This is a genomic window from Mycobacterium sp. TY815, assembly GCF_030755135.1.
Taxonomy (GTDB): domain Bacteria; phylum Actinomycetota; class Actinomycetes; order Mycobacteriales; family Mycobacteriaceae; genus Mycobacterium.
The window spans coordinates 2,601,435-2,624,184 of record NZ_JAUFRX010000001.1; the positions used below are offsets into that span (position 1 = coordinate 2,601,435).

At 64.1% G+C, this 22,750-nt stretch carries 41 protein-coding genes and 2 pseudogenes; 5 read left to right on the forward strand and 38 right to left on the reverse strand.

What is annotated here, in order from left to right; genetic code table 11:
* Window positions 1–27: 27 nt before the first annotated feature.
* The 20 genes and pseudogenes from QXK92_RS10895 to QXK92_RS10990 all read right to left on the reverse strand — a co-directional run bounded on the left by QXK92_RS10895 (window position 28) and on the right by QXK92_RS10990 (window position 8,456).
* Complete coding sequence (locus QXK92_RS10895; protein WP_306241636.1) at window positions 28–345, reverse strand: HNH endonuclease; 318 nt, start codon at window positions 343–345, stop codon at window positions 28–30.
* Window positions 345–500, reverse strand: coding sequence for a hypothetical protein (locus tag QXK92_RS10900; RefSeq protein ID WP_306241637.1), 156 nt, complete (start codon window positions 498–500; stop codon window positions 345–347). The genes QXK92_RS10895 and QXK92_RS10900 overlap by 1 nt, the downstream gene beginning before the upstream one ends.
* 10 nt (window positions 501–510) lie before the next feature.
* Window positions 511–732, reverse strand: coding sequence for a hypothetical protein (locus QXK92_RS10905; RefSeq protein ID WP_306241638.1), 222 nt, complete (start codon window positions 730–732; stop codon window positions 511–513).
* The gene (locus tag QXK92_RS10910; protein WP_306241639.1) at window positions 732–887 is read right to left on the reverse strand and encodes a hypothetical protein; all 156 of its coding nucleotides are present in this window, start codon (window positions 885–887) and stop codon (window positions 732–734) included. The genes QXK92_RS10905 and QXK92_RS10910 overlap by 1 nt, the downstream gene beginning before the upstream one ends.
* 145 nt (window positions 888–1,032) lie before the next feature.
* Window positions 1,033–1,245 carry a hypothetical protein gene (locus QXK92_RS10915; RefSeq protein WP_306241640.1) on the reverse strand — a complete coding sequence of 71 codons (213 nt, stop codon included), beginning with the start codon at window positions 1,243–1,245 and terminating at the stop codon, window positions 1,033–1,035.
* Between the two features lie 355 nt (window positions 1,246–1,600).
* A complete protein-coding gene (locus QXK92_RS10920) occupies window positions 1,601–2,167 on the reverse strand; it encodes a GIY-YIG nuclease family protein (RefSeq protein ID WP_306241641.1) in 567 nt (188 codons plus the stop codon).
* 18 nt (window positions 2,168–2,185) lie between these two features.
* Window positions 2,186–3,133 carry a hypothetical protein gene (locus QXK92_RS10925; protein ID WP_306241642.1) on the reverse strand — a complete coding sequence of 316 codons (948 nt, stop codon included), beginning with the start codon at window positions 3,131–3,133 and terminating at the stop codon, window positions 2,186–2,188.
* Between the two features lie 179 nt (window positions 3,134–3,312).
* Window positions 3,313–3,615 (reverse strand): annotated as a pseudogene (locus tag QXK92_RS10930) (WhiB family transcriptional regulator); the annotation flags it as partial.
* Complete coding sequence (locus tag QXK92_RS10935) at window positions 3,579–3,767, reverse strand: hypothetical protein (protein WP_306241643.1); 189 nt, start codon at window positions 3,765–3,767, stop codon at window positions 3,579–3,581. The gene QXK92_RS10935 and the pseudogene QXK92_RS10930, both read right to left, overlap by 37 nt.
* The gene (locus tag QXK92_RS10940; RefSeq protein WP_306241644.1) at window positions 3,764–4,015 is read right to left on the reverse strand and encodes a hypothetical protein; all 252 of its coding nucleotides are present in this window, start codon (window positions 4,013–4,015) and stop codon (window positions 3,764–3,766) included. The genes QXK92_RS10935 and QXK92_RS10940 overlap by 4 nt, the downstream gene beginning before the upstream one ends.
* Window positions 4,012–4,287: a hypothetical protein gene (locus tag QXK92_RS10945; RefSeq protein ID WP_306241645.1), complete on the reverse strand. Its 276-nt coding sequence runs from the start codon at window positions 4,285–4,287 to the stop codon at window positions 4,012–4,014. The genes QXK92_RS10940 and QXK92_RS10945 overlap by 4 nt, the downstream gene beginning before the upstream one ends.
* A gap of 233 nt (window positions 4,288–4,520) precedes the next feature.
* Window positions 4,521–4,892 carry a hypothetical protein gene (locus tag QXK92_RS10950; protein ID WP_306241646.1) on the reverse strand — a complete coding sequence of 124 codons (372 nt, stop codon included), beginning with the start codon at window positions 4,890–4,892 and terminating at the stop codon, window positions 4,521–4,523.
* On the reverse strand, window positions 4,885–5,136 hold the full coding sequence (locus QXK92_RS10955) for a hypothetical protein (RefSeq protein ID WP_306241647.1): 252 nt from the start codon (window positions 5,134–5,136) through the stop codon (window positions 4,885–4,887). The genes QXK92_RS10950 and QXK92_RS10955 overlap by 8 nt, the downstream gene beginning before the upstream one ends.
* Window positions 5,129–6,142: a hypothetical protein gene (locus tag QXK92_RS10960; RefSeq protein ID WP_306241648.1), complete on the reverse strand. Its 1,014-nt coding sequence runs from the start codon at window positions 6,140–6,142 to the stop codon at window positions 5,129–5,131. The genes QXK92_RS10955 and QXK92_RS10960 overlap by 8 nt, the downstream gene beginning before the upstream one ends.
* A complete protein-coding gene (locus QXK92_RS10965; RefSeq protein ID WP_306241649.1) occupies window positions 6,139–6,498 on the reverse strand; it encodes a hypothetical protein in 360 nt (119 codons plus the stop codon). Before QXK92_RS10965 ends, QXK92_RS10960 begins: the two co-directional genes overlap by 4 nt.
* Before the next feature lie 12 nt (window positions 6,499–6,510).
* Entirely contained in the window at window positions 6,511–6,675 is a 165-nt protein-coding gene (locus QXK92_RS10970) for a hypothetical protein (RefSeq protein WP_306241650.1), read from the reverse strand.
* Window positions 6,656–6,985 carry a hypothetical protein gene (locus QXK92_RS10975; protein WP_306241651.1) on the reverse strand — a complete coding sequence of 110 codons (330 nt, stop codon included), beginning with the start codon at window positions 6,983–6,985 and terminating at the stop codon, window positions 6,656–6,658. Before QXK92_RS10975 ends, QXK92_RS10970 begins: the two co-directional genes overlap by 20 nt.
* Before the next feature lie 120 nt (window positions 6,986–7,105).
* Window positions 7,106–7,255, reverse strand: coding sequence for a hypothetical protein (locus tag QXK92_RS10980; protein WP_306241652.1), 150 nt, complete (start codon window positions 7,253–7,255; stop codon window positions 7,106–7,108).
* Window positions 7,252–7,455 (reverse strand): hypothetical protein, encoded by a 204-nt coding sequence (locus tag QXK92_RS10985; RefSeq protein WP_306241653.1) that lies wholly within the window; start codon window positions 7,453–7,455, stop codon window positions 7,252–7,254. Before QXK92_RS10985 ends, QXK92_RS10980 begins: the two co-directional genes overlap by 4 nt.
* Window positions 7,452–8,456 (reverse strand): annotated as a pseudogene (locus tag QXK92_RS10990) (site-specific DNA-methyltransferase). The gene QXK92_RS10985 and the pseudogene QXK92_RS10990 overlap by 4 nt, the downstream one beginning before the upstream one ends.
* 31 nt (window positions 8,457–8,487) lie before the next feature.
* Between QXK92_RS10990 and QXK92_RS10995 the strand changes: the two are divergent.
* Complete coding sequence (locus QXK92_RS10995) at window positions 8,488–9,000, forward strand: hypothetical protein (RefSeq protein ID WP_306241654.1); 513 nt, start codon at window positions 8,488–8,490, stop codon at window positions 8,998–9,000.
* 109 nt (window positions 9,001–9,109) lie between these two features.
* Here the strand turns inward: QXK92_RS10995 and QXK92_RS34080 are convergent, their stop codons facing one another.
* The 7 genes from QXK92_RS34080 to QXK92_RS11025 all read right to left on the reverse strand — a co-directional run bounded on the left by QXK92_RS34080 (window position 9,110) and on the right by QXK92_RS11025 (window position 13,227).
* Window positions 9,110–9,337, reverse strand: a complete 228-nt coding sequence (locus QXK92_RS34080) for a helix-turn-helix domain-containing protein (RefSeq protein WP_371934505.1) — start codon at window positions 9,335–9,337, stop codon at window positions 9,110–9,112.
* Between the two features lie 225 nt (window positions 9,338–9,562).
* Complete coding sequence (locus QXK92_RS11000) at window positions 9,563–9,883, reverse strand: hypothetical protein (RefSeq protein WP_306241655.1); 321 nt, start codon at window positions 9,881–9,883, stop codon at window positions 9,563–9,565.
* Window positions 9,880–11,391: a DNA cytosine methyltransferase gene (locus QXK92_RS11005; protein WP_306244336.1), complete on the reverse strand. Its 1,512-nt coding sequence runs from the start codon at window positions 11,389–11,391 to the stop codon at window positions 9,880–9,882. The genes QXK92_RS11000 and QXK92_RS11005 overlap by 4 nt, the downstream gene beginning before the upstream one ends.
* 17 nt (window positions 11,392–11,408) lie before the next feature.
* Window positions 11,409–11,867 (reverse strand): HNH endonuclease, encoded by a 459-nt coding sequence (locus tag QXK92_RS11010; RefSeq protein ID WP_306241656.1) that lies wholly within the window; start codon window positions 11,865–11,867, stop codon window positions 11,409–11,411.
* Window positions 11,855–12,091, reverse strand: a complete 237-nt coding sequence (locus QXK92_RS11015) for a hypothetical protein (protein ID WP_306241657.1) — start codon at window positions 12,089–12,091, stop codon at window positions 11,855–11,857. Before QXK92_RS11015 ends, QXK92_RS11010 begins: the two co-directional genes overlap by 13 nt.
* Window positions 12,091–12,501 (reverse strand): hypothetical protein, encoded by a 411-nt coding sequence (locus tag QXK92_RS11020; protein ID WP_306241659.1) that lies wholly within the window; start codon window positions 12,499–12,501, stop codon window positions 12,091–12,093. Before QXK92_RS11020 ends, QXK92_RS11015 begins: the two co-directional genes overlap by 1 nt.
* Window positions 12,502–12,534: 33 nt before the next feature.
* Window positions 12,535–13,227: a DUF6745 domain-containing protein gene (locus QXK92_RS11025; protein ID WP_306241660.1), complete on the reverse strand. Its 693-nt coding sequence runs from the start codon at window positions 13,225–13,227 to the stop codon at window positions 12,535–12,537.
* Between QXK92_RS11025 and QXK92_RS11030 the strand changes: the two genes are divergently transcribed.
* Complete coding sequence (locus QXK92_RS11030) at window positions 13,214–13,636, forward strand: hypothetical protein (RefSeq protein WP_306241661.1); 423 nt, start codon at window positions 13,214–13,216, stop codon at window positions 13,634–13,636. The genes QXK92_RS11025 and QXK92_RS11030 overlap by 14 nt on opposite strands.
* A gap of 145 nt (window positions 13,637–13,781) precedes the next feature.
* Here the strand turns inward: QXK92_RS11030 and QXK92_RS11035 are convergent, their stop codons facing one another.
* From QXK92_RS11035 to QXK92_RS11055, 5 genes are read right to left on the reverse strand one after another with little or no spacing between them, the layout of a single operon-like run.
* The gene (locus tag QXK92_RS11035) at window positions 13,782–14,018 is read right to left on the reverse strand and encodes a hypothetical protein (protein WP_306241662.1); all 237 of its coding nucleotides are present in this window, start codon (window positions 14,016–14,018) and stop codon (window positions 13,782–13,784) included.
* Window positions 14,015–14,272 carry a YegP family protein gene (locus QXK92_RS11040; RefSeq protein ID WP_306241663.1) on the reverse strand — a complete coding sequence of 86 codons (258 nt, stop codon included), beginning with the start codon at window positions 14,270–14,272 and terminating at the stop codon, window positions 14,015–14,017. Before QXK92_RS11040 ends, QXK92_RS11035 begins: the two co-directional genes overlap by 4 nt.
* Complete coding sequence (locus QXK92_RS11045; RefSeq protein ID WP_306241664.1) at window positions 14,272–15,159, reverse strand: DUF2303 family protein; 888 nt, start codon at window positions 15,157–15,159, stop codon at window positions 14,272–14,274. The genes QXK92_RS11040 and QXK92_RS11045 overlap by 1 nt, the downstream gene beginning before the upstream one ends.
* 33 nt (window positions 15,160–15,192) lie before the next feature.
* Window positions 15,193–15,546 (reverse strand): hypothetical protein, encoded by a 354-nt coding sequence (locus QXK92_RS11050; protein WP_306241665.1) that lies wholly within the window; start codon window positions 15,544–15,546, stop codon window positions 15,193–15,195.
* Between the two features lie 11 nt (window positions 15,547–15,557).
* A complete protein-coding gene (locus tag QXK92_RS11055) occupies window positions 15,558–16,835 on the reverse strand; it encodes a hypothetical protein (RefSeq protein WP_306241666.1) in 1,278 nt (425 codons plus the stop codon).
* Between QXK92_RS11055 and QXK92_RS11060 the strand changes: the two genes are divergently transcribed.
* Window positions 16,834–16,956 (forward strand): hypothetical protein, encoded by a 123-nt coding sequence (locus tag QXK92_RS11060; RefSeq protein ID WP_306241667.1) that lies wholly within the window; start codon window positions 16,834–16,836, stop codon window positions 16,954–16,956. The genes QXK92_RS11055 and QXK92_RS11060 overlap by 2 nt on opposite strands.
* A gap of 16 nt (window positions 16,957–16,972) precedes the next feature.
* Here the strand turns inward: QXK92_RS11060 and QXK92_RS11065 are convergent, their stop codons facing one another.
* Genes QXK92_RS11065 through QXK92_RS11075 form a run of 4 tightly spaced genes read right to left on the reverse strand, consistent with a single transcriptional unit; the run spans window position 16,973 to window position 18,943 of the window.
* Window positions 16,973–17,818 carry a PD-(D/E)XK nuclease-like domain-containing protein gene (locus QXK92_RS11065; RefSeq protein ID WP_306241668.1) on the reverse strand — a complete coding sequence of 282 codons (846 nt, stop codon included), beginning with the start codon at window positions 17,816–17,818 and terminating at the stop codon, window positions 16,973–16,975.
* Window positions 17,815–18,387: an NUMOD4 motif-containing HNH endonuclease gene (locus QXK92_RS34085; protein WP_371934506.1), complete on the reverse strand. Its 573-nt coding sequence runs from the start codon at window positions 18,385–18,387 to the stop codon at window positions 17,815–17,817. The genes QXK92_RS11065 and QXK92_RS34085 overlap by 4 nt, the downstream gene beginning before the upstream one ends.
* Window positions 18,369–18,557, reverse strand: coding sequence for a hypothetical protein (locus QXK92_RS11070; RefSeq protein ID WP_306241669.1), 189 nt, complete (start codon window positions 18,555–18,557; stop codon window positions 18,369–18,371). Before QXK92_RS11070 ends, QXK92_RS34085 begins: the two co-directional genes overlap by 19 nt.
* Before the next feature lie 53 nt (window positions 18,558–18,610).
* The gene (locus QXK92_RS11075; RefSeq protein ID WP_306241670.1) at window positions 18,611–18,943 is read right to left on the reverse strand and encodes a hypothetical protein; all 333 of its coding nucleotides are present in this window, start codon (window positions 18,941–18,943) and stop codon (window positions 18,611–18,613) included.
* Between the two features lie 398 nt (window positions 18,944–19,341).
* Between QXK92_RS11075 and istA the strand changes: the two genes are divergently transcribed.
* Window positions 19,342–21,018 carry an IS21 family transposase gene (istA, locus tag QXK92_RS11080; RefSeq protein WP_055578112.1) on the forward strand — a complete coding sequence of 559 codons (1,677 nt, stop codon included), beginning with the start codon at window positions 19,342–19,344 and terminating at the stop codon, window positions 21,016–21,018.
* Window positions 21,015–21,905, forward strand: coding sequence for an IS21-like element helper ATPase IstB (gene istB, locus QXK92_RS11085; RefSeq protein WP_082275278.1), 891 nt, complete (start codon window positions 21,015–21,017; stop codon window positions 21,903–21,905). The genes istA and istB overlap by 4 nt, the downstream gene beginning before the upstream one ends.
* Window positions 21,906–22,082: 177 nt before the next feature.
* On the opposite strand, the gene QXK92_RS11090 is transcribed toward istB, so the two are convergent.
* Complete coding sequence (locus QXK92_RS11090; protein WP_306241671.1) at window positions 22,083–22,334, reverse strand: hypothetical protein; 252 nt, start codon at window positions 22,332–22,334, stop codon at window positions 22,083–22,085.
* Entirely contained in the window at window positions 22,331–22,537 is a 207-nt protein-coding gene (locus tag QXK92_RS11095; protein ID WP_306241672.1) for a hypothetical protein, read from the reverse strand. Before QXK92_RS11095 ends, QXK92_RS11090 begins: the two co-directional genes overlap by 4 nt.
* Window positions 22,538–22,750 lie beyond the last annotated feature (213 nt).

A 22,750-nucleotide genomic window follows, 5' to 3' on the forward strand; every position in this document is an offset into this window, starting at 1 on the left:
TGCGGTGTACCGCCGGGGGTATCCCGGTCAGGTGTGGTGCAGGCGGGCCGGGTGCGACTCAGGCTGGCGTTTCCAGGCGCTCTGTCCGCGTGTGCTCTCGCCGCGGGTCTTGTCGCGGTGGCAGGGCTCGCAGATGGCGCGGGCATTGCGTGGGTCGAGCTTGGCGCCACCGGCCGCGACGTTGTGGTCGTGGTCGACCTCGTCGGCGTGGCCGATGCAGTTAGGGCCGCGGACTTGGCAGCGGTTGTGGTCTCGCTTGAGGACTTCGACGCGTAGTTTGCGCCATGCTCTGGTGCCGGTGATCTTGCTGCTTGCGGTCCTTGGCCCGGACCAAGCTGGGGGCATCAGTACCAGTAGCGGCGGCCGAGGACGGGGCGTCCGGTGGCGCCGAGTGCGAGTAGCACTGCGCCGATGAACAGCAGGATCCAGCCGAGGGTGACGAGGGGTGCGATGGCGAAGACGTAGCCGAAGATGAGCAGGATGACGGCGATGGCGATCATGGTGTTCCCCCTAGTGTTTGGCTGTTGGGCCGTGGCCGAATACGCGGACGAAGTATTCGGTTGCGAGTCCTTTGGCTTTGGCTTCGCTCATGTACTGGCGCAGCAGGTTGTACAGCGTGGTCCAGGGCTTCGGACTGTCGGCCCACTTGGCGCGGCCTGGCCCCGTGGTCCAATACGCGTTCAGCGATGCGGATGCGCCTACGCCGGGGCTGGTGTCTACTCCTGCGGCCATCAGCGGTTCCCCTTCATCAGCTTGGCCAGTGTGTTGCGGTCGATGAGTTTGTCGAGGATCGCGTTCCACAGTTCGGCGCGGAGTTCGTCGCCGGCGTTGCGGGCTTGGTTCTGGTGTTCGCGGGCGTAGGCGAATAGGCGTGGGAGTGCAGGCATGTTGGCCTCCTGCGGGCACAAAAAAGCCGCTTTGCCCGGGTCTGGGCATAGCGGTTCCAACTGGTTATTCAGGGTACTACAAATTTCGCCGCAGAATCGGCATTATTGCTCCCGACGTGTCTACCCTTACGCCGATCAGCGGTTCTTATGTTGGGTCGCAGTCGAGGTCGACAACGCCACGCTCGCGGTCGCGCGTTTTCCGTAGCAGCCGGAAATAAGCGCCGAGTGCTTCCTTCTCGTCGTCAGTGAAAGGCTGTACCGAGCAAAGGGTTACACCCTCGACGGTGGTGCTGAATTGGGTGGCATCGCCGCCGCCCACGAGATCATCGCGGCCCGTCGTGCCGTGGAAGTCAGGCATGTTTCCTCCTACCGATAATTGAGCGGACGGTCAGCTTGTCGAGACGTGGGGCGTCATGCGACTTGCCCTTTGAGTCTCCGCTTGAGGCGGACGAGTTCGATGTCTTCGATTAGCCAACGATCGTTGGTGGGGCGCACGCCGTACTGGCGTGGCCAGTTGGACCGTATTGACGCTGGCGACAGCTTGAACTCGAGTGCGACTTCGACCGTCGTCATCCAGTTCGGGGGGGCTTCGCTGTCAGGTATCGCCCAGGTCGCGCCGAGTTGATGAATGGCCGGTAGGAGTTGTGATCGGACTGTCTCGGGTGTGGCTTCCCAGAGCAGGGCAACTAGTTTGCTGAGTTTATCTTCCCGATTCATGGTCCGGTGACCCTGTTGTTGAGCAGTTCGATGACGGCGTTGGTCCATTCGTCGTCGGACCATTCTGTTTCGCAGTAGAAGCAGCGCAGGGTGTCGGTGGTTGGGATTCCTTCGGCGTCGACTTCTCGGTAGACGAAGAAGCGGCGGCATTTTAGGCATGGGTAGTGTTGGTGGGAGAATTCTGGTGGCGGGTCGTCGTCGGCGATGCTGTCGGGGCTTTGGAAGTGGTTGGCATCGCGGCCGAAGACGGATTGCGCTTGGGCGCGCGCTTGGCGCAGCCTGATTTCGGATTTGGGCGGCGGCTGGGGTTGCCAGGTGCCGGCGATGTTGTACTTCGGCGATTCACGGCGGATCGCGGACAGTTCGGCATCCATGAGTTCTTGCCAGGAGGTGAAGTGTTCCATGGTGGAGCTGGTGACTTCGGAGAACCAGGACTTTTCATGCTGGTGTGATTTGAAGCGGGAGCTTGGGTTTCGGGTGATTCCGATGTACAGCAGTTCGCCGTCCACGTTGAAGAACCGGTAGAGCACGTGGTGGCGTTCACGTTGCTCGCGTCGTTGCATATTTGTCATTTTATCTTGCTACACAGACGTTTTGGTGTGTTCTAGTACGGCGTTGGCGAAGTCTGCTGCGGATACGTTGGGGCAGTCGAGTGCGAGGGTGAACTTCCACGTCATCTCTGCGAGCAACCATTCCGCCCATGTGCGTTTTGTGCGTTCGTCTTCGATCGTGGTTTCGAACTGTTTGAGTTTCTCGGCGTCCATGTGTGTGGCCTCCATGTCTTCGGCGTCGCGGCGGCATCGGAATTGGTAGATCTCGAACGTCCAACTGCTTTTACATTCGGCGCAGGCAACGAAGTCGTCTACTCCGCCGTTCTTCCGGTGGGTAACGGTTCTGCTGCAGCGGCGTGTGTGGCAGTTCGGGCAGGCTAGTTGCACTGATTGGTGGGTGTTCTGGTCCCCGAGGATGGCATGGGCGACGCGGTGGCATCGGACGATCTCTAGTGCTATGTCGATTCCGGTTTTGTCGACGTAGGTGGTGGATTCTCCGGTCTTGCGCCATACGGTGACGGTTTCTGCTGGTGCTTGGAGCAGGCGGTCGATGTTGGGTTCGACGAGCCGGGTGCACGCTTGGACGATTCGTCGTTGTTCGCGGTCAATGCGGGACTTGGGTTGGGGGGTGTCGGTGTTGAGGTATTCAGATACGCGGGCTGCGGCCGCGATGAGCCATTCCGCCAGCGCGTCTTTCGCTGCGTCGACCTCGACGTCAATGGGAATGGGTGGAGTTTTGGTTCCGGAGATGCGTTCACTGCTGCCGCGCATGGCGCGATCGCCGAGTGCGTTGTGCAATGAGTCCCAGACTGTCAGTGATTCTGTGATAACGGTGTGTACGTTGCGTCGGCAGGAGTCGCAGAGGGTGTCGGGTTTCTCGGTGATGGCTGGAAGTTCGACGTTCTTTCCTTCGACTTCCTCGACGGCTTGGCTGCGGCACGCGCGGCCGGCGAGGCACCGGTGGCGGCTTTCGGTCATGCGGTTGCTCGGGTTTCGAGTCGGTTGCGGCGTGCGTCGCTGCCTGCTTGTTTGCATGCGTCGCAGGAGTTTTCACCTTCGCGGGAGTGTTTTTTCTGCCCCGCTTCGGTGCCGCATTGGGGGTGCTGGGTTGGCGGTTTCAGGGGTATGTGTTCGGTTCGTTGCGGGCGGCGGGGTCGGCCGATGTTGAGTTTCCGGCGTTCGCGTACGGACAGCCCGGCTCTGACTCCGAATCGGTCATCGTGGGAGAGTGCGTCGGTCAGGCATTCTTCGCGGACCTCGCAGTTCGCGCAGACCCGTTTGGCTTCTTTGGTTGACCCACCTTTGTCGGGGAAGAAAATTTCGGGGTCAACTTGTCGGCAGAGCGCCAGATCACGCCAATTCTCTTTGGGTTCATTGGCGTCAAGTCCCCAGGATGATCTGCGTGTGGACGTGTGATCTTCAGTCACGGGTTCCTCCTGGGGTGGGTGCCGGCTTGGCATGCTGGGCAGGTGGTTTGGTCGTTGGCGGTGTGGATGAGCCAGCCTTGGTTGCGTGCGGCCATGTGTGCGGCTTCCTGGTCGGCCGCGGTGACGGTGAACAGGGCGCCGCCGCAGTAGCGGCGGTCCCGGCAGCGGATCGTGTGGTCGGTCATTCCGTCGGACCCGCCAGATCGTCTGTCAGATAGCGGATTCCAAGAGTTGCGACACCCAGCGCGCCCTGCGGTGAAGCGTCAGAGGTTGCGTATCCGGTGACGTAGGAGATTCCGTTCGGTGTGTCTTCGCATTGGGTCATCACGCCGTATGAGACGAACCAGTCGGTGAGTGCGGCGACGTCGCCGTTGGCGTCGGCAATGTGGGCGCGGATCGCTGATTCGATCGCTTGCAGGGTTTCGGCGCTCATCGTTGGATCTTTCGGCGGATGGTGTCGCGGATTCCGCGTCCGCGGCCGTGGTTGGTGGCGTCGATGAGTCGGCGTGTGGCGAGGACGAGTGCGACCCAGGAGTCTGCGTTTCCGGGCCAGGTTGTTTCGAGGATGTCGGCGAGTGCGCAGGCGGCGAGGGGGTCGTCTGGGTCGGTGAAGGTGCCGCGGGTTTGGGTGATGATTTGGTCGAGGTGTTGGGCGGTGTCTTGGACGTACTTCGCTTGGAGGTCGAGTTGGGCCAGTTTCGTCACGGCTGCTGGGCGTGACGAAACTGGCCCGCTGGTGTCGTACCCCTCGCCGGGCGGGTTTTGTGGCTGTGCGTTTGAATCTGCCCCGGCATTGCGGGGTGGGCGCCAGCCGTCGCAGTCGCAGTCGGCGCAGGCGTACGGCTCGAAGTCGCTGTGTTCGTGATCTTCGTCGTGGAGTTGTTGCTTGCCGTCGTCGAAGGTGACCTGGCATTGGCAAATGCCTAGATTCGGCGCGGTCACGACGTCGGCCCGTTCTGCGTGGGGTGTTTGGTGTCGTAGTCGGCGTACAAGGCGCGGATCTGCTCGACGGCCCGTGAGGACAGCAGGGCGTGGTTGTCGGCGATGCGGCGTGCGGCGTGGAAGACCTCGAGCTGGGCGTTGAGTTTGCGTAGGTGTTCGACGGCGGCGTTGATCTTCGTCTGGCGTTCCGGGTCGGGCTGCTGCTCGAGTTCGGGTGTCGGGTAGCCAGGGCCGTCTGTTGCTGGCGCGGGGTTCTTGCCGCATGTGCCGCAGTTGCCGTGTGATCCGTCGCGGCGGGCGCAGGGGTCTGATTCGCGTGGCTGGTCCGGGCAGGCGATGTCGATCCGGAATCCGTCGCTGTCAGGCATGCGGTGCTCCTGTCGTGGTGTTGGCGGCTTTCGTGATCCGTGAGTTGCAGGGCATCTTCCGCAGCTCCCCGTTCTCCGGGTTGGTGCAGAACTCGCCGGCCGGGACGTGGCAGTTGTCGCAGTCGACTTCCAGGGCGTCGGTGTCGACGTACGCCTCGATCACGGGGCTTCGGGCCGGTGGCGGGACGCGGGCGGCGTGCCACGGCGGCGGGTACGGGTCACGGTCGTCGTCGAGGTCATGCATTGATCAGCGGCCAGTTGTGGTTGGGGCAGCGGGTGAGGCCGTCGTCGGTTTCGATGTGGCCGTTGTCGTCGCAGCAGCGCGATGCTCGGACGTCGGCCCAGAAGTCGGCGAGCTGGTCGCGTTGGGCTTGGGTGTGTTGCTCGTCCCAGCGTTCGCGGCGGCGGCGGTAGCCGGCGCACGCGCCGCAGTTGGGCGGGTCGGGGTGGTTGATGTGTTTTGGGCAGCGTTCGGGTGGGGGCCCGTTGGGGTCTGGCGGGGCTGCGGAGGGGACGGTTTCGGTTTCGGCCGCGGCCTCCCCAACGTAACCACCTACGAGGGTGGAAGAACCTGAACCTGAACCTGAACCTGAAATTGGTGGGATGCGGGGTGGGATACCGGATCCCATCTCGGCGGTTTGCGTTTCCGCAGGTCGGCTTATCCCACCAGTGATCCCATCAGGTATCCCATCTGGGTAGTCATCCAGGAAGGGATCTGGGATAGGATCCGGCATCCCTTCCGCGAGCGCGTCCAGATGAGTCACTGCGGCATCCCACGCCCGCTTCAAAGCGTCCTGCAATCTGTTTGCTGCAGCCTCGTTCCTGGCGGTCGAAATCACCGGCAGAGTGAGGCGGCCAAGCTCCGCGCGCAGCGGCACCGCGAACCGGCGACTGTCCAACACAGCGAGCATCCGAAGCGCGGACAGGAAGCTGGTGGGCTGCTTGTCGAGGTCGTCGCGGCGCATCCGCGACCGGATCAGGTACTCCCCGGTCGTCTCATCCACGTACACATACCGGCGACGCCCCTGCCGGATCAGCGACGCCTTCAACTCAAGGTCAGTCGCCAAATGCGGGCCGTCACGCATCATCCGTCGCCAGCGGGTGAAGTTGATGGGTGCGACGCCGATCAGGTTGACCGACCGAGTTCCGTTGAGCGCCTCCCAGAACAGCTTGTCGAACCGCGGCTGGTTCAGCCAGTCATCATCGATCCACTTCGCGAAGAGGTTTTTGGCGTACTCCCGGCTGGTCATCGGGTGGTGCCCTCCATGAGTTGTTGAGCGGCGCGCAGGAAATGCGCGGGGCACGGGTAGGCGCAAACCGCGTGGACGTCATCGACGGCCTGCTCGATCACTTCGGGTGTGACGAGAGGAAGGCAGCGGTCGATCAGGTCGGCCCACGCGGCCACTGCGGGAAGGTCTGCGGGGCTGTAGAAGTCGGGCCAGTAGCGGCGGGCGCGGTCGAACAGGACAGCGGCGACAGCGCGCCCGTTAGCGGTTCCGCCTTGACAGTGGCGTGCATACCACTGTTCCCACGGTTCGTGTCCGTCCGCGCATGACCAGATACTGCGGAGTCGCTGCGTTAGCGGCGTATTGGGAATGGCGGTCACTGTTCCTTCCGATCATTTAGGGCACTGCGTGAGTGCGTTGATGGCTGCTTTCGCCATGCGGCGGAAGCGGTAGCGGCCGTCGTCGCCGAGTCGCGCCCACTGGTATGCGGGTAGGTGTGCGGCGGCGATAGCGGCGGCAACCATGTCGACGTGCGGGTCATGTTGTTGCCGGGGCATCGGTGGTGTCTCGGGTCCAGGGGGTCGTCAGTCGGTGCACGACGTGGCGTTTGGTGCCGACCTGGAACACGGAGTCGAGGTAGGTGACGCGGTCGCGGGCTTGTTGTTCCGTGGGGTAGACGGATGGTGTGTTGTCGCCGAGCTGCCAGCCCCACTGCACTTGCAGGCCGAGCGCATCGATGGCGTTGCGGGCCATGCTTAGGTAGTAGGCTTGTTCCCCGCTGCCGGTCCAAGTGTCGGGGTCGCCCATCTTGAACGGGTCCGCCTGCCAGATGGCTTGTGCGACAGCAGCGATGATGTCGTCTTGCATCAGAACCAGATCCAGAGTGCGACAAGGACGGCGCTGAACACGACGAGCCATGCCGCTGCGAGGGTGAGGAACGGGTGGTCCGGCTGCTGCTTTGATGGTGTGCGTGCGAATGGGTCGTTGTCATGCATTCTGGTTGTCTCCTAACGGGTTTCGGAGGTACTTGTCATGGCAGTTGTCGCACCGCGGCCGTCCGGCGCTGTGCTCCACCTCGCCGCAGTCGACGCACAGGTTGGCCCGGTATCGGGCGTTGCGCTCGTCGCGGGTGCTCACCAGCACTCCCCGGCGTGGACGGTGAAGCAGCTAGCGCACACCTGGGGCGGCGCGGTCTCTTCCTTGTCGGCGCACCAGCAGGATTCGCACAACGGCCTGTCATAGCCGTCCGCGTAGCCGATGCGGTCGCCCTCTTCGATGCGGCAGCCGTTGGCGTCACAGCGGCCGGGGTAACGGGCGTTAAACAGGCGGGTGCTCATGCGCCGGCCTCGAAGTCCAACGTCGCCTCACGCAGCCGCGTGTTCAGCGTCAGGTCGAGGTATTCGCGGTTGATGTCGATGCCGATGTACTTGCGGCCGGTGCGTTGCGCGGCGAGCCCGGTTGTGCCGGAGCCGTTGAATGGGTCCAACACTGTGCCGCCCGGTTTGCAGCCAGCCACGACACAGCGTTCCGCGAGCTGCGGCGGCATCACCGCGAAGTGAGCGCCGGGGAACGGTTGCGCCGAAATCGACCAAACACTCCGCGCGTTGCGTCCGGGCTTACCTGGTCGAGAATGGATGCCGACGTTGTTGACATTCCCCGGCTGCCCACTGGCGGCCGCGCGGGCGGTGTGTGCGGTGTACTCATGGGCGTACCGCTCGTTGTGCGCTTGTTGGCGAGGGTCGGATTCCTCACGGATAGCGTCGGCGTCGTACCAGTAGCGCGGCGACTTCGCCATCAGGAACACGTATTCGTGCGCCCGTGTCGGCCTGTCGGTGACCGACTCTGGCATGAAATTCCTTTTGGCCCAGATGATGTCGGAGCGCAGGATCCAGCCGTCGTCTTGGAGTGCGAACGCGACGCGCCAAGGGATGCCGAGAAGGTTCTTCGGCGACGACCATTCGACGCCGCACCGGTCTTGCGGCCGCACCCAACCACGTCGCGCGGGCTGCTTCTCATCCGCCGAGTTCGGACCAGGGTTACCGCGGCCGCTGTAGTACGAATCTCCGAGGTTGATCCAGAGTGTGCCGTCGTCGGCCAGGACGCGGCGTAGCTCGGCGAACAGTTCACGCAGGCGCTCGACATACTCGGACGGTGTTGCTTCGAGCCCGTACTGGCCTTCGGTGCCGTAGTCCCGCAGCCCGAAGTACGGCTATGGGGGCGAAGTCACGATGCAGTCAACGGAAGTGCTTGGCATACGCCGAGCAACGTCGAGGGCATCCCCTAGATGCAGGGTCACTTGGTCGTCTTGGTAGTACGGCCGCGGAGTTTCTTCGCTCATCTCATCACCCCCTTGACGTAGGCTATTTGACATGACAATCCCCTCAGAACTCGCGGCCTATTTGGCCGGTGCTATCGACTCGGATGGGTCCATCGGAATCCGACGATCGACCTACGCGGCGCGCGTCAAAGGCGATGCGCGACAAGCCACCTACTCGGAGCGCATCTGCTTGAAGCAAGTCACCCCGGAGATACCGAGGCTCCTCAAGGAGACGTTCGGCGGCTCGCTGATGTTGCAGAAGCCATCGGCTACCCAAGGCCGCCCGCTGTACTACTGGGAAGCCACGAACAAGGTTGCATCCGATGCGCTTGCCGTGATGCTGCCGTACCTGCGCGTGAAGCGCGCCCAGGCCGAGAACGCACTGGCGCTGCGCGCGTCGAAGTCCCGCCCGCGCTCCGAAACCCACGCGCACCGTCAAGCGGTCGAAACAATGGCCCGCTGGGGCGCAACTATGGTGCGCCGGCTCGAGGTGTCTGCCGACACAATCGCGGAGCGCGAGGCCATATACGCGCGTGCCAAGGAATTGAACCGAGTCGGCATCTGAGTAGGGCGGGCTGGTGACGATGCAGTCTGCTGCTGCGGTGGGGAGTTCGCGGGCGACGGTGAGCGCGTCCCCGTGGTAGAGGGTGACCTGTTCGTCGGTGTAGTACGGCTCAGGCATCAGTAGCCGCCTCCCCGTTTCTAACCGGCCAGATCTCGGCCTCATGGAGCAACGAATCCCACAATTCAGGGCGTGGCCATGCCTTCCCGTTGAGAATCTGGGATAGGTGCTTCTCGGTGATGCCAACGGCTTTCGCGAGGCTCTTCTGAGGCCTGTTCCAGGTTGTGAGTGCGGCGTCGAGCCGTCCGATGAGTTGTTGTTGGATACCGGGGTCAGGCATCAGTAGCCGCCTCTGCAGCGCCGCCTGTGGTCTCCCAGAATGTCGGAAGCGTGGCAACGTGGCATTCCGCCTCTGGCGGTAGTCCGCACGTGCACAGCTTCGGGTTCCCGCCGAACTCAGGCGCTTGGTGTAGGTACTCGTGTGGGTGGCGGCGGTGTCTTTTCGAAGCCCCACATCGGCAGTTTCCGGCTCCGCTTTGTGGGTCTGGGGTGTAGTGGTGGTCCATCACTTCACCGCCTCTGCAGCGTCAGCAGCAGCCAGGAGAGCAGCCGCGAGAGCGCGGGCGTTCTTGGGATAGACGAGTTGGGCCTCGCCAGCACTGCTATCTAGTACGACCGCAGCCACATGATTGTCAGCTGTGTCGAAATAGACGCTGTCGCCGTCCTCCGCGTTGGCCGGGATGCCGAGCAGTTCGGCGACCTGGGTGCGGAAGCGTTGCAGGCGTTGGGTTTGCGTGGCGGCGTTGTCGGCCGCGGTGAGGACTGCGTCGGCGCCGGACTTGGTGTGTTGGGGGAAGAGGGCGGCGGCGAAGTGGATGTTGGTCATGCGGTGACTCCCAGCGATTCAGCGACGACGCCGACGAGATCCCGTGCGGCTGGCGGTGTTACGGCGTTCCCGGCCTGCCTGACTTGTTCGCGGCGGTTGCCGAGGATGCGGTAGGTGCCGGGGAAGTCCATTGCGGCGGCGATTTCGCGGGGCTCGAGCATCCGGAACAGGACGTCGTCGAGGTCGATGGTCGGCCGTTCGGCGGTCAGCAGCGACTGGTGGCCTGCGGTGGTGACGGTGCGGGCCGGTTCGCTGGCGGGCGTGACCATCTCGGCGCCGTCGCCCTTACTGCTGTTGTTGCGCATCAGCAGCGCGTGACGCTCCACCGCCGTGACGGTGGCCAGCGCGTCCCCGGCTGGGCGCGTCCCCCCGTTGCCGTAGTAGGTCGTAACGAGGCCGTGGTGGTTACCGTTCGCCACAACCGTGCACAGCGGATCGGACACGGGCCGATGCTTCGACCCGCCGCCGCGTAGCTCGGCGATGAACGCCAAGCCGTCGTTCTCTCGTGTCGTGCGGGTGGGCGCCGGATCAGTGAGAGCGGTGGCGCGGTCACGCCACGTGCCGCCAGTAGGTACGAGGAAACCAGTCTCGCTGCGCGTCGTCATCGTGCGCACCGGCTGGTCAACCGGCGCGGCTTGCTTGCCGTCGCGGCCTTCGACGGGCACCAGCAGCGGCGCCCAGTACCGGTCGATCCCGGCCTGGATGCGTGCCAACGTCTTCGCAGCGAGCGGCTTAGCCCTGTCCCCGATCCGCTGGCCCAATAGCGCCCAGTCGATGATGTCGGCAGCCGGACGGTAGTGGGGCTCAACGACGGTCAGGCAGCCGCGTACCGGGCAGGTGTAGACGTACTGTGACCTGTACCGTCCCCACGGTGCCCGGTCGGCGCGCTTGAACACCTGCCGCGCCCGGACGGTGCCATGATTCGGGCATACGGCGGCGGGCGCGGTCACGCGCTCGAAGTCGGGGCGCGGGTTGCCCTTGCGCCAGAACAGCACGTACATGCGGTCGCGCGACTGCGGTGCGCCCGGCCCGAGCGCCTGGGCGTGCATGGAGTTCAGGAACACGACGTGGTGGTTGTAGCCGAGGGAGTCCATTGCCTGCAGCCACGCCTGGAAGGGCTGCCAGTGCCAGGCGTCGACGACATTCTCCACGATGACTGCGCGGTAGCGGTGGTGCTCGGCGAACCGGGGAACGTCCCACATGGTTGCCCGCGATCGTTCGGCCGCCGCGTCCGGCAGGACCTCGCCGAACAGATCCGGTTGCGCGTCGACACGCTTCTTGCCGCGAGCAACACTGTGCGAAGTGCATTCGGGACTTGCCCAGAGAAGATCTGTCCGGGGGAATCGGCGCGGGTTGATCTGCGAAATGTCCGCGCAGATGTGATCCGCCTGGCGATGGTTCGCCCCGTGAGTCTCAATCGCCAACTGCCAGTGGTTAGTAGCCACGCGTACCTCAACACCCGGCACCTGTATCGCACCAGTGCTTGAGCCGCCCGCTCCGCAAAACATATCCAGAAGTTGCAAAGTCACTGTGCTGCAGCCTTTCTAGCCAAATACCGCTGACGTAAACTGATACGGTCACACTCGGCGCAGTACCGGCGACCATTCGGGCGCGTCCGCACATTGCGCGGGTCGCTCCAATCGTGACCCTCCCGGCGGCAACTGGTCTGAGCCTTGCCGAGCCGCTTCATGTTCTCGGTATGGGTGACCGCGTCATGATGGGATGGTCTGACGCAGGCAACATTTCGGCAAACGTGGTCCAGATCGAGCCCAACAATGTCTTGGCCCGTCATCATCTTGAAGACGACCCGATGCGCGGGCTGGTCCCGGCCATCAACGCGGATGTACGGATACCCAGCGGAGTTGTGCCAGGAGTCGAACAGCCAGCACCTGCCTTCAACTGGTCGCAGCGGGCCACTTGGGATCGGGCCATTCGTGTCGATCTTGTATTTGATCCGATCGGGCAGATCCGTCAGTGTGAGCATCCGGCCACCTCCCGCTGCAGCGCGTACGCGGCCCGCACACCCCGGTCTCGCTCGGCGATCTCAGCAGCCGTCAGCGGGCGGCCACCCGGGCGCAGCATCGACCCGAACGCGGTGCGGCAGTCGCAGCACGGCTCACCCACGGCGGCGACAGGGTTCGGGCAGCCCGGGATGACGCAGTCGGGGAAAGCGGCGAGTTGCCCCGCCGCCCCCACCATCGCGTGCATCAGTCCTGCACCATCCGGATTTCTTCTGCCATCTCACGCTGACGACGAATTTCGTAACTACCCGGCGCGATCCCGTTGTAGCCGTGCTCCGGATGCCCCAGATACGCGGTCGACCCCTCCGGCACCGACAGCAAAGCCACCCGCAAATCCCGGGCGGAACCGGGCAGCACGTCGCAGAACACCGGTCCGTCCGCGGCGTAGATGGCGTGCGTGTTACCGCCGGACTCGCCTTGCACCACCGGCGTTCCAGCCGCCGGCACCGGACTCGTGGCCGTCACCGCGGCAGGCCGGACCAAGACATCACCCTGGCGTTGCATCCCGCCCAGCACGGGGATGTCGACATCCGCCATGTCCGTCGCCGTGACGACATCGACGCCAGTGGCCTCGATCATCTCAGTTGTTGTTGCCATTCTTATTTCCTCTCTTTGTGTTTCGACCCGTTGCTAGGTTGCGCGGGCCAGTTTCTTGTACTCCCGTTCGGTGAGGTCGAACGTCCACGCCGACGCCGCTATCGCAGTCCGGCAATCCGTCGGCACGGTCAGCCCGAATGTGTGGCGCGAGCCGTCGCGTTCACGGGTAGCGTTGTGCGCAACCAACACCCGAACCGGCCAGTCCAAGACGTTGCGGGGAACGTCGTACAGGCGCAGCACCTGGCCGGGGTTACCGGGGTCGGGAGCCTCGTCGGCGAGCTTCAACCCTGCCGCGGCCACATACCGGTCCCAGCCCATCTTCTCGATCGCGCAACGCCGGACCTCAGTGTTGCGTTCGGACATGATCCGTTCGATGTCCCAACCGGTTTCGATCAAATCGGCGGGAACACGGGTTCCGTGCCAGTAGTGCAGGCCCCACCCGTCCGACCAAGCGACTGCGGGCCCGGTCTCGCAGTGCAGACGGTGCGCACCGGTCGCCGACTCAACATGCAACACAGCGGGGGTGTCGCACACCATGACGAAGTCGCGGTTGGGCCACCAGTAGCCGGCGGACTGCGCATCTTGGTAGGCCTTGGATCGTTCCCAGGTGTCGCCGTCGAGTTGCAGTTCGACGACGTCGCGGAAGTAGGAGACGAACGCGGGCCAGTAGCACCAGTGGCGGCCGCCGATGTAGCGGTGCCAAAACAGTTTCTTGCCCTTCTTCACGGCGCTGTCCACGGCGCTGTACACGGCGCTGTCCACGGCGCTGCCCACGGCGCTGCCCACGGCGCTGTACACGGCGCTGCCCACGGCGCTGTCCACGGCGCTGTCCACGGCGCTGTACACGGCGCTGTCCACGGCGCTGTCCACGGCGCTGTCCACGGCGCTGCCCACGGCGCTGTCCACGGCGCTGTACACGGCGCTGCCCACGGCGCTGTCCACGGCGCTGCCCACGGCGCTGCCCACGGCGCTGTACACGGCGCTGTCCACGGCGCTGTACACGGCGCTGCCCGGAGAAGAAATTTTCCGGACCGCCTCAATCGCCAAAGCAGCCAACGGAGCCGCGAACGCACCAACCATTGGCGACGACACCCGAATCACCGTGTTCGGCCACGGAATACCAGCGAACTCGTAACACCTCCGCGCCCCGGCTTCCCAAACCGCCCACTCCTCGTCAGTGAGTGGGGTTGTGCGCCAGCCGTATTCGATCCACTCCTGCGCGAAAGAGGACATGCGGTCGCGCTGGGCGGGCGTAAGTTCCGTCAGCTTTTTCTTGGTTGTCATTTCCAGCGTCCTACTCGTGGTTTGCGTGTGAGTCGTTGTCTGCGTGAGCGTTTGGGTTGTTGGTTGGCGGTGTCGCGGGCCATCTGCATGCGGGCGCCGTACCAGGCGGGCGGGTGTTTGATTGCGGTGGATTTGGGGCGGGCCGGGGTGGTGGCAGCCAGCAGGTGGGCGGGGACGTCGTCGACGCCCCATCCGTCTGGGCCGACGCCGGCGCGGATGTCGCGGAACCTCATGCGTGGGCCGCCAGTCGGAGGCAGGTGTTGCCGTGTTCGGCTTCGCGCATGTAGGCGGCGGTGTTGAAGCCGAACAACTGCACGATGGCGTCGATGCAATCCTGACGGTTCGTGTACCGCTCAGAGCTGACGGCGAGGACGCGACCGTTTCCGGCGTTGAGTGCGCGCCAGCGCCAGGGTTGTTGGCGTCCGAGTAGCCGTACGAGCGCGGGCGCCCGGATCAGGTCGACGTAGACGAGAGCGGTATCGGGCATCACTGCACCGCCAGGACGGGCTTGCCGGTCTGCCCGGTGACGGACTGGGTGATGGTGTACCAGGCTTCGCGGAGGATCTGGGCGGTCGGTTGGAGTTTGATCGCGAGTCCAAGGGAGCCGTTGGTGATGCGGGTCCGGAACTTGGCTTCGACGGGGTAGGTCTCGGGGTGTCCTTCCCACGGGCGCAGGTTGAGGATGATCACCTGTGGTACTTCGAGTTCGCGGCCCTTGCCGGCGGTGACGGTGTGGTCTTCGCGGTAGGTGAGTTTCAGGCCGCCGTGTGCGCGTTCGACTTTCGATTCGAATTCGCCGCTGGTTGATGAGCGGATGCTGTCGATGACTTCGAGCAGTTCGGCTTGGTCTGGGCTGGTGATGGTGTGTAGGAGTTCTTCGATTTTGTCGCCGAATTCGTTCTGGGGGTAGAGGCGTCCGGACATGGCGTGCCAGGCGGCCCAGTCGTCGTCTGCGGTGAGTTTCAGGGTGAGTTTGTCGTCGCGCCAGCCTGCGCCGGGGTCGTTGGTGGCGATGAGTCCGGCGTGGTCGTTGTAGATGGCGGTGAGGACGCCGCGCTTGGCGCTGCCCCACAAGGTGCCGGTGTCGCCGATCTGGTCGAGGGGTCGGCGGGCGAGTTCCGCGAGGAAGGAGTCGAGGTCGGCGACGGTGCGCTCGCCTTTGACGCGCAGCGGGGATGGGAATTCCGTGGGGTCGACTGCGATGTCGGTGACCTGCAGTCCGTGTTCTTCGGTGACGGCGACTGCGTGCTTCTGGTGCGGTAGCAGGCCGTTGATGATCTGCGCCTCATGCGGTGTCCGGACTATCGCCCCGGCTGGACCTTCGTAGCTGATAACGCCGAGTTCGGTTGCGGTGTCGTCGTTTGTGCTTGCCATGTTCAGAGTTGCCTTTCAGGGATTGGGTGAGGGTCAGTTGTCGCGGCCGGCGGCGGCGGATTTGTTGTCGGCGGGTTCGTCGTCGTAGAGGGATCGTTGGTTCGGGTCGTTGCGGTGCAGGCCGCCGTGGTCGTCGCCGAACCACATGGATGTGCGGGGGTCTTCGGGGATCTTGGCGGTGATCGAGTCTTGGATGCGGAATGCGTTGGGGATCTTGTCGACTGGCTTGATGTCGAGCTTCACGGTTACCGAGGCGGCTTTGCCGGTCTGCTGGACGGCTTCGACGGCCTCGCGGAGTTTCTTCGTGGCTTCGTCGTGGGCGCGGCCTTTGGCGTGTGTGAGTAGCAGGGTGGCGAATTCGGTTGCTTGATCGTTGTTTTCGGCCATGATGTTTCCTTTCAGTTGGTGCCGTCGAGGGTTTGTTGTTGGCCGCTTTCGGCGTTCATGTCTGCGGCGTCGAGGATTTGGCCGACCATGTCGGAGAGGGTGCCGACCTGGGACCAGGCGGTGAGGGTGTCGCGGATCTTCTTCAGGTCGGTGTCGGTGAGGACCGCCGGGTCGATTTCGTGGTGCGCGCTGCCGTGCATCTGGGCGAGTGCAACGAGCCGGTCGGAGTCGTTGCGGCAGCCGCCTTCGTCGAGCAGCTTCGTGACGTCGTCGGCAAGGTCACGGCGTGAGGCGGCGGGGATGCCGCCCTTCTTCGCTTTCGCCAGGGCGGCGGCTACCCGGTCGGTCTGTCCGGGCGTGGATGGGGTTGGCGCACCCGGGGGTGTGACATCGCGCTGAATCGGTTTCTCCGGAATGTCACTCGGCGCCGGATCGGTGGCCGGTCCCTGGTCACGTGAGTCAGTCAGCACGGTGGCGCCCGACGACGGCTCAGCGCCCTGACTCGCGTCGTTCTCGCCGCCCTGACCAGGATCCGCGGCTGGTGGTGCGGCTGGTGTTTCCTCAACAGCCGCGGACTTCACCTTGCCCTTCAGCTTCGACGCGGCAGGATTCTGCTGCTCGGCGGCGTCGGCTTCGCATGGCGCGGTGACAATTTCGGCGGCGACAGGGGGGAACAGTTCGTCGCGGTTCGCCTCCCCCGCCATGATCGACTTGCCAGCGATCTTCATCTGCGCAACGTCTTCAGCGGTCCACGCGCCCCGCTTCCGGCCGAGCCGCGATTCAAGCTGCTGTTGGCTGACGCCGATCTTCTCGCGGAACCAGGTGACCATCGTTTCGATGCGGTCGCGCAGCGGTTCCCCTTCGCCGTGCTCGAGGGTGCCGCGGCAGATGTCCTGGGCCTTCTCGGTGAACCAGCGCGGCAGGATCGTCTGGATACACTCACGCACGGCGCGGGCGCCGACATTTTGATTGTTGAGGTAAATGTCCGTCAGGTCGACGAGCTGGGTGCGTTGGCCGGCGCGCATCCGCTGATGCGGCACGATGAACGTCCGCGACGACCGGGTATTTTTCTGCATGTCCCAGCACGTCGCCAAGACTTCGGATTCGCCCTTCTCGTCATTGCGGGCCAGTTCCTTGACGCCGTAGTCGACGTTGCCCCAGATCCTGGCCAACTCCCGCATCAGGTGCACCGACGGGCCGGATCCGCGGTTGGTGACCTGGTAAAACGCCTGCTCAGCCATATCGAGGCGGCTGCACACGTACTCCATTTCGCGTTCGGCCTCAGCCATGTCGCGGGGGCAGTTCTGGGCGACGGTGACGGCGGCCTGGACGTCGGCGATCGCCCGGGTCTGCTCGACTGCGGTGGCTTGGCTGATGTTGGTGCGGGCGCCGTTGGCGGGCGGCTGGTAACGCTGCACGGTACTGGTCATGCGGAAAGCTCCTGTTCCTGTTTGAAGACGGCGTATGAGGGAAGGTCGAGTTCGTGGATGTGGTCGCCGTAGCCGGGCCAGACACCGGTTTCGGTGCATTCGCGGTAGACGTTGATCGCGAGGCGGTTGCGGCGCCGGCCCAGGTCGACGTGGTGGGGCCGGATGCGGATCACCGACACCAGGAACGGCGGCGTTTTGGACTGGAAGGCGAGCAGGAAGTCGGGGTCGTCGGCGACTTCGGTAGCGGCCAAACCGTCCAGGTACCAGGCATTCTGCATGTGGTAGCCGTACTCGGCGGCTGACTTGGCGCAGTGGCCCGGCTCGGCGTTGGTGGTCGTCTTGTAGTCGAGTCCGACAATGCGGCCGCCGATCTGGCAGAGCCAGTCGGGACGGAACTTCAATCGAACACCGGTTTCAGCGTCAACATAGACACCTGACAATTCCGGCTGCCCGTCCGCGTCGAACAGTGAACGCGCGACTGGGTGCGCGCGGACCACTTCCGCCATCGCTCTCGCCTTTGCGGCGTCCTTGGCTAGCAACGGAACTTGGGCTGCGGCCCAAGCTTCTTCTCGGGCCGCTCTGGCTTCACTGCTGCGCCAACTGTCGAAGGGCACCTCAACGATCTCGGATCCTTCACCAAGCACTAGTTTGTGAGCGCCGTGGCCAAAGTCATACTCCGGTTTTGGATTTGGTGGGTTCCGGCGCTCACAGTCGAAGATGGCGGGGCAACTCGGTGGCAGCAACGCGCGCGCACCTGAAGATGACAGCGAGCCAAGGTCCCGATGGTAGTCACTATCCGAGATGCCGGAATAGATTCCATCTTCGGCGGGAAGACCCGTCATCTAGCAACCCTTTCTTCGTAGTCTCGCTGGAACTTTCGGCGACACGTTCGGCAGACACGCTGCCCGCTGCCTGGATTGATATAGGTGTTCTCAGGTGTGAACTTGTGGCCACTCTTGCAGTGCGTTTTCGCTGCGTGAATGTGGTTGCCGTGCCGAACTAAGTCGAAGTTGTTCTCCGAAGGTGTTCCGTAGGAGAGGTTTTCGAGGCGATTGTCTGTCTGTTGTCCGTTCAAGTGGCGGACAACCATCCCTTGTGGTCTCGGCCCGACGAATGCTTCTAGAACCACGATGTGTACGCACCGAAGACCGTGTTCTTCAGTCCCGTTCCGCAGGGTTACGCGGGGATATCCGCCGGCCGCCGCGCAGACTGTTTGCTTGAGGACACGTCCGGCGATGCGTTGTCGACGAATGGTTCCGCTAGGCAGTGGATTCGATATCAACCGGTCCAGTGAACGCACCCGGCCCTGTGAGGAAACTTCGTATCGCCCCTCATAGCCGACTACCGGACGCCACTGTTCACGCTCTCCACTGGAGAATTGGGTCACGGGTTTCACCGCGCGGCCTCCCATGCGCGTGACATTTCCCGCGCCGCTTGGGCTTTCACGATCAACTGGTCCAGCGACGTCTGCGACATGTCCATCGAGCCGTGGCGGAACCGGACCGCGTACAGGGGTTCGGGCCAGCGGGACGCGTACGGGTGGATGTGGATCAGTTCGCCGAGGTTGATTGAGGCGGTCACGAACCTGTCATTGGAACGGACCAGGGTTGTGTGCGCGGATGGCTTGTCTGCGCTCATGCGTTGGCCTCGAGCGTTTGGGCGTAGGCGATGGCGCGGCGTAGGCGTGCGCTGTATTGGTCTTTCCGCAGGCCGAGTCGTGCGGCGATCTCGGCGAGACTGGCGTCGGGGTGTTCTACGCGGGCGGTGAGTGCCCGGTGGTACCTACCGAACATGCCGGCGGGCTTGCGGGTTTTGGGGTGGCCGGCCCATTTCCGCATGACCCGTAAGGCTTTCCGCGCGGCGACGACGGTGTGCAGGGCTGCGTGTTCCGTGCGGACGCGGTTGTTGGCGTGTAGTGCTTCGATGCATGTGGGGTTGATCCAGCGGGGCGCGGGGGCGATTGTCATGCTGATCTCTTTTCAGTTGGGCGGAAACGGCGCCGCCCCAATCCGGCCAGTTCGTAGGGTTGTCCGCCCATGGGGCAGAGGTCGATGCCTTCGGAGTCCCAGTGGGAGATGATGTTTCCGCCGCGGGTGGCATGTACGGTCTGCCAGCACACTGGGCAGTGGCGGCGCTTACCGGCCGCGCACTCGGTGCAGGTGTGGGGGGCAAGGTTAGACATCGCCTACCTCATCGCCGTGCGGGTGATGACGCTCCCAGTGGCTATGACAGTTTGATTCAGGACCGGTGTGACGGCCTGATTCAGGACCACCTTCTTTCAGACCGGTGTGTTGTGACGGTTTGATTCAGGACCACCCTCGACGGTTGGCGTGTCGATTATTGGCTCGCTGTCGGAGGGTTCCGGATGGGAAGTCGTGTGGAGCTGTTCGCCCAGATACGTAGGGACGCCCGGGTCGAGGGTTTGGGTATTCGGGCGCTTGCTCGTAAGTACAAGGTTGGCCGGGATACGGTCCGGCACGCGTTGGCGAATCCGGAGCCGCCGAGGCGGAAGACACCGGTGCGGGAGTCGCCGAAACTGGGCCCGCTCAAACCTGCGATTGATGCGATGCTGCGGACCGATCTGGATGCGCCCCGCAAGCAACGCCACACTGCGACAAGGATTTGCAATCGTCTGGCCGATGAACACGGCGTTGAGGATGTGTCGTATTCGTCGGTGCGTGACTATGTCCGGGTCCGTCGTGCGGAGATCATCGCCGAGTCCGGTAAGCAGGCGCAGGAAGCGTTCGTGCCGCAGGAACACCCGCCCGGCGCTGAAGCTGAGGTTGATTTCGGCGAGGTTCACGTCATCCTCGCTGGTGTCAGAACCCGCTGCTACATGTTCGTTTTCCGAATGTCGATGTCCGGCAAGGCAGTCCATCGGGTGTATGCGACTCAGTCGCAGGAGGCGTTCCTCGAAGGCCACATCGAAGCATTCGACGTGATCGGCGGCATCCCGGTGCGCCATATCCGCTACGACAACTTGAAGTCTGCGGTCACCTCGGTGGTGTTCGGCCGCGGTCGGGGCAGGGTCGAGAACGACCGGTGGGTGCTGTTCAGATCGTTCTACGGGTTCGACCCGTTCTACTGCCAGCCGGGAGTGAAAGGCGCCCACGAGAAAGGCGGAGTCGAGGGCGAGATCGGACGTTTCCGCCGCACCTGGCTCACGCCCATGCCGGAAGTGGACTCGCTGTCAGAGCTCAACGACTACATCCGCCGCTGCGAAGCACGTGAGGATCATCGGCGGGTCACCGGCCGGCTGCACACCGTGGGCCAGGACTTCCAGACCGAACGAGAACATCTCGCCGCTCTGCCTGCCGAGCGGTTCGACCCGGGGCTGGTGCTGCATCCACGGGTGGACCGGTCGGCGCTGATCACGGCGCGGTCGGCGAAGTACTCGGTTCCCGCCCGGTTGATCGGACGCAAAGTCAGGGTGTCGCTGCGGGCCTCGGAGTTGGTCGTCTTCGACGGCCGCACTATCGCCGCACGCCATGAACGCGTCACGACCCGCAACGGGCAATCGATCAACCTCGACCACTATCTGGAGGTGTTGCACTGCAAACCCGGCGCGTTGCCCGGCTCCACCGCGCTTGCTCAGGCCCGCGCCGCCGGCACTTTCACCGCAGCGCACGAGGCGTTCTGGCAGCAGGCCCGCCGCGTCGACGGCGATGCTGGCGGGACTCGCTCGCTAATCGACGTGCTGCTGCTGCACCGCAGCATGCGCGCTACCGATGTGATCGCCGGGATCCACGCCGCCCTGTCGGTCGGTGCCGTTTCAGCGGATGTGGTCGCGGTCGAAGCACGCCTGCATGCCGCCGGTGGTGGTCTCGAATCAGACCGTCACGCCGGTAACCATGCCAATACCGTCGATTACCGGGTCGTCAGTCTGACCCAGCGCCGCCTGGCTGATCCAGCGACCGTGATCGCCGGCCTGCCACCCGACACCCGGCCGCTGCCTGACGTCGCGGCCTACGACGAGCTGCTCCAACGCAGACCCCCAACACCGCCACCCGGTGACGGAATGGAAGGAACGACTGGATCATGAGCACGGCCACGAAAGTCACCAACACCCTGCGCCGCCAACGCGGGATGACCCCACAAGCGGCCCAAGCCGCCGTCGATTCCGCATGCCGACGCCTGCGGTTGCCGACCGTGCGTGCGGTGATCGACGAAGCAGTGAAAGTCGCCGAGCGTGAACAGCTCACCTACCACGGCTTCCTCGCCGAACTGCTCCTGGCCGAATGCGATGACCGGGACCGCCGATCCACCTTGCGGCGAGTCGCAGCGGCCGGGTTTCCACGTCAGAAATGGTTGGGCGACTTCGATTTCGACGCCAACCCAAACATCAACGCCGCCACCGTACATACCGTCGCCCAAGGCGATTGGATACGCCGAGGCGACCCGCTCTGCCTGATCGGCGACTCGGGCACCGGCAAGTCCCACCTGCTCATTGGTGTGGGCACCGCCGCCGCCGAGCAAGGCTTCCGCGTCCGCTACACACTGGCGACCAAACTGGTCAACGAACTCGTCGAGGCCGCCGATGAAAAGCAACTCGCCCGCACGATCGCCCGCTACGGCCGCGTCGATCTTTTATGTATCGACGAACTCGGCTACATGGAACTCGACCGCCGGGGCGCGGAGTTGCTGTTCCAAGTACTCACTGAACGCGAGGAAAAGGCGTCAGTAGCCATCGCATCCAACGAGAGTTTCTCCGGCTGGACCAAAACCTTCACCGACCCCCGACTCTGCGCCGCGATCGTCGACCGACTCACCTTCCACGGCACCATCATCGAAACCGGCACCACCTCATACCGGCTCAGCCATACCCGCGGTAGCAGCTCGCGATCACAGCCTACGAAGACGCCTGAGCCACCACCTCCTCGCCGAGGTGGTCCCGAATCAAGCCGTCACAGTGGTCCTGAGTCAGGTTGACATAGAGATCCCAGAGGTCGCGGGCCCGCTCGGTCGGGAATTCCTTGACGGACCGGCAGGTATCGCAGATCCCCAGGTAGTACGTCGGTGTGGGCATGCCGGCGGGTGGGTCGGTGATGGCGCCGCTCATGCTGCACTTACGGACGTTCGCGATGAACTGCTGGAACGCTTCAGGATTCACCGCGCACACACCAGGTCCAGGTGATACCGGGTTGAGACCGTGCACAGGCAGTCGGCGGGGTGTTCGCGTTCCGCGCGGGCCCGCTGCCGCTCCCACCGGAAGTTGATCCCGCCAGTCGCGGCGAGGCAGAGGATCGTGATCACCGCGCCGACCTTCAAAACCGTGGACATGCCGGTCAACAGGCCGGCGGTGGCGGCCAGCATCGCGATACCGGCGCCGACGACGAGGACGGGAACCAGCGGCCTCACAGCGACACCGCCGACAGGTGCAGCGCGGCGAAATCAGTGACCGCCTTCTCCACCACCGCGTTCCAGCGGCGCCAGTCCTCGATCGTGATCGACATGTGGACGCCTTCGGACTGCCCGAACGGGCTGGTGCGGATCATGGGCCCGCCCTGGTCTTGGAACACGACAGCGAACGGCGGGTGGGTGGGGTCGAGGTGTTGCGACATGCACACGTACGGCCGCCTCTGCGGTCGGCTAGTCTGTGGGTTGTCCATGACATTCCTTTCACGGGGTTGGTTGTGGACACTGGCCTCGCGCGGCGGACACCGCGCGGGGCCGACTTATTTACAGCGGTGGGGCGTCAATCTCGTTGCACACGAACGGATGATCCGGCCCAGACAACAGCGAGATGACATCGCAAAGCTGGGTGATGAGGGTGC

Excerpts from the sequence above, each read along its gene's own strand:
- QXK92_RS10895 (WP_306241636.1), bottom strand. The coding sequence starts at position 345 with ATGCCCCCAGCTTGGTCCGGGCCAAGGACCGCAAGCAGCAAGATCACC.
- QXK92_RS10900 (WP_306241637.1), bottom strand. The coding sequence starts at position 500 with ATGATCGCCATCGCCGTCATCCTGCTCATCTTCGGCTACGTCTTCGCC.
- QXK92_RS10905 (WP_306241638.1), bottom strand. The coding sequence starts at position 732 with ATGGCCGCAGGAGTAGACACCAGCCCCGGCGTAGGCGCATCCGCATCG.
- QXK92_RS10910 (WP_306241639.1), bottom strand. The coding sequence starts at position 887 with ATGCCTGCACTCCCACGCCTATTCGCCTACGCCCGCGAACACCAGAAC.
- QXK92_RS10915 (WP_306241640.1), bottom strand. The coding sequence starts at position 1,245 with ATGCCTGACTTCCACGGCACGACGGGCCGCGATGATCTCGTGGGCGGC.
- QXK92_RS10920 (WP_306241641.1), bottom strand. The coding sequence starts at position 2,167 with ATGCAACGACGCGAGCAACGTGAACGCCACCACGTGCTCTACCGGTTC.
- QXK92_RS10925 (WP_306241642.1), bottom strand. The coding sequence starts at position 3,133 with ATGACCGAAAGCCGCCACCGGTGCCTCGCCGGCCGCGCGTGCCGCAGC.
- QXK92_RS10935 (WP_306241643.1), bottom strand. The coding sequence starts at position 3,767 with ATGACCGACCACACGATCCGCTGCCGGGACCGCCGCTACTGCGGCGGC.
- QXK92_RS10940 (WP_306241644.1), bottom strand. The coding sequence starts at position 4,015 with ATGAGCGCCGAAACCCTGCAAGCGATCGAATCAGCGATCCGCGCCCAC.
- QXK92_RS10950 (WP_306241646.1), bottom strand. The coding sequence starts at position 4,892 with ATGCCTGACAGCGACGGATTCCGGATCGACATCGCCTGCCCGGACCAG.
- QXK92_RS10955 (WP_306241647.1), bottom strand. The coding sequence starts at position 5,136 with ATGCATGACCTCGACGACGACCGTGACCCGTACCCGCCGCCGTGGCAC.
- QXK92_RS10960 (WP_306241648.1), bottom strand. The coding sequence starts at position 6,142 with ATGACCAGCCGGGAGTACGCCAAAAACCTCTTCGCGAAGTGGATCGAT.
- QXK92_RS10970 (WP_306241650.1), bottom strand. The coding sequence starts at position 6,675 with ATGCCCCGGCAACAACATGACCCGCACGTCGACATGGTTGCCGCCGCT.
- QXK92_RS10975 (WP_306241651.1), bottom strand. The coding sequence starts at position 6,985 with ATGCAAGACGACATCATCGCTGCTGTCGCACAAGCCATCTGGCAGGCG.
- QXK92_RS10985 (WP_306241653.1), bottom strand. The coding sequence starts at position 7,455 with ATGAGCACCCGCCTGTTTAACGCCCGTTACCCCGGCCGCTGTGACGCC.
- QXK92_RS10995 (WP_306241654.1), top strand. The coding sequence starts at position 8,488 with ATGACAATCCCCTCAGAACTCGCGGCCTATTTGGCCGGTGCTATCGAC.
- QXK92_RS34080 (WP_371934505.1), bottom strand. The coding sequence starts at position 9,337 with ATGCCTGACCCCGGTATCCAACAACAACTCATCGGACGGCTCGACGCC.
- QXK92_RS11000 (WP_306241655.1), bottom strand. The coding sequence starts at position 9,883 with ATGACCAACATCCACTTCGCCGCCGCCCTCTTCCCCCAACACACCAAG.
- QXK92_RS11005 (WP_306244336.1), bottom strand. The coding sequence starts at position 11,391 with ATGTTTTGCGGAGCGGGCGGCTCAAGCACTGGTGCGATACAGGTGCCG.
- QXK92_RS11010 (WP_306241656.1), bottom strand. The coding sequence starts at position 11,867 with ATGCTCACACTGACGGATCTGCCCGATCGGATCAAATACAAGATCGAC.
- QXK92_RS11015 (WP_306241657.1), bottom strand. The coding sequence starts at position 12,091 with ATGCACGCGATGGTGGGGGCGGCGGGGCAACTCGCCGCTTTCCCCGAC.
- QXK92_RS11020 (WP_306241659.1), bottom strand. The coding sequence starts at position 12,501 with ATGGCAACAACAACTGAGATGATCGAGGCCACTGGCGTCGATGTCGTC.
- QXK92_RS11035 (WP_306241662.1), bottom strand. The coding sequence starts at position 14,018 with ATGAGGTTCCGCGACATCCGCGCCGGCGTCGGCCCAGACGGATGGGGC.
- QXK92_RS11040 (WP_306241663.1), bottom strand. The coding sequence starts at position 14,272 with ATGCCCGATACCGCTCTCGTCTACGTCGACCTGATCCGGGCGCCCGCG.
- QXK92_RS11045 (WP_306241664.1), bottom strand. The coding sequence starts at position 15,159 with ATGGCAAGCACAAACGACGACACCGCAACCGAACTCGGCGTTATCAGC.
- QXK92_RS11050 (WP_306241665.1), bottom strand. The coding sequence starts at position 15,546 with ATGGCCGAAAACAACGATCAAGCAACCGAATTCGCCACCCTGCTACTC.
- QXK92_RS11060 (WP_306241667.1), top strand. The coding sequence starts at position 16,834 with ATGTCGCGGGGGCAGTTCTGGGCGACGGTGACGGCGGCCTGGACGTCG.
- QXK92_RS11055 (WP_306241666.1), bottom strand. The coding sequence starts at position 16,835 with ATGGCTGAGGCCGAACGCGAAATGGAGTACGTGTGCAGCCGCCTCGAT.
- QXK92_RS11065 (WP_306241668.1), bottom strand. The coding sequence starts at position 17,818 with ATGACGGGTCTTCCCGCCGAAGATGGAATCTATTCCGGCATCTCGGAT.
- QXK92_RS34085 (WP_371934506.1), bottom strand. The coding sequence starts at position 18,387 with ATGGGAGGCCGCGCGGTGAAACCCGTGACCCAATTCTCCAGTGGAGAG.
- QXK92_RS11075 (WP_306241670.1), bottom strand. The coding sequence starts at position 18,943 with ATGACAATCGCCCCCGCGCCCCGCTGGATCAACCCCACATGCATCGAA.
- istA (WP_055578112.1), top strand. The coding sequence starts at position 19,342 with ATGGGAAGTCGTGTGGAGCTGTTCGCCCAGATACGTAGGGACGCCCGG.
- istB (WP_082275278.1), top strand. The coding sequence starts at position 21,015 with ATGAGCACGGCCACGAAAGTCACCAACACCCTGCGCCGCCAACGCGGG.
- QXK92_RS11095 (WP_306241672.1), bottom strand. The coding sequence starts at position 22,537 with ATGTCGCAACACCTCGACCCCACCCACCCGCCGTTCGCTGTCGTGTTC.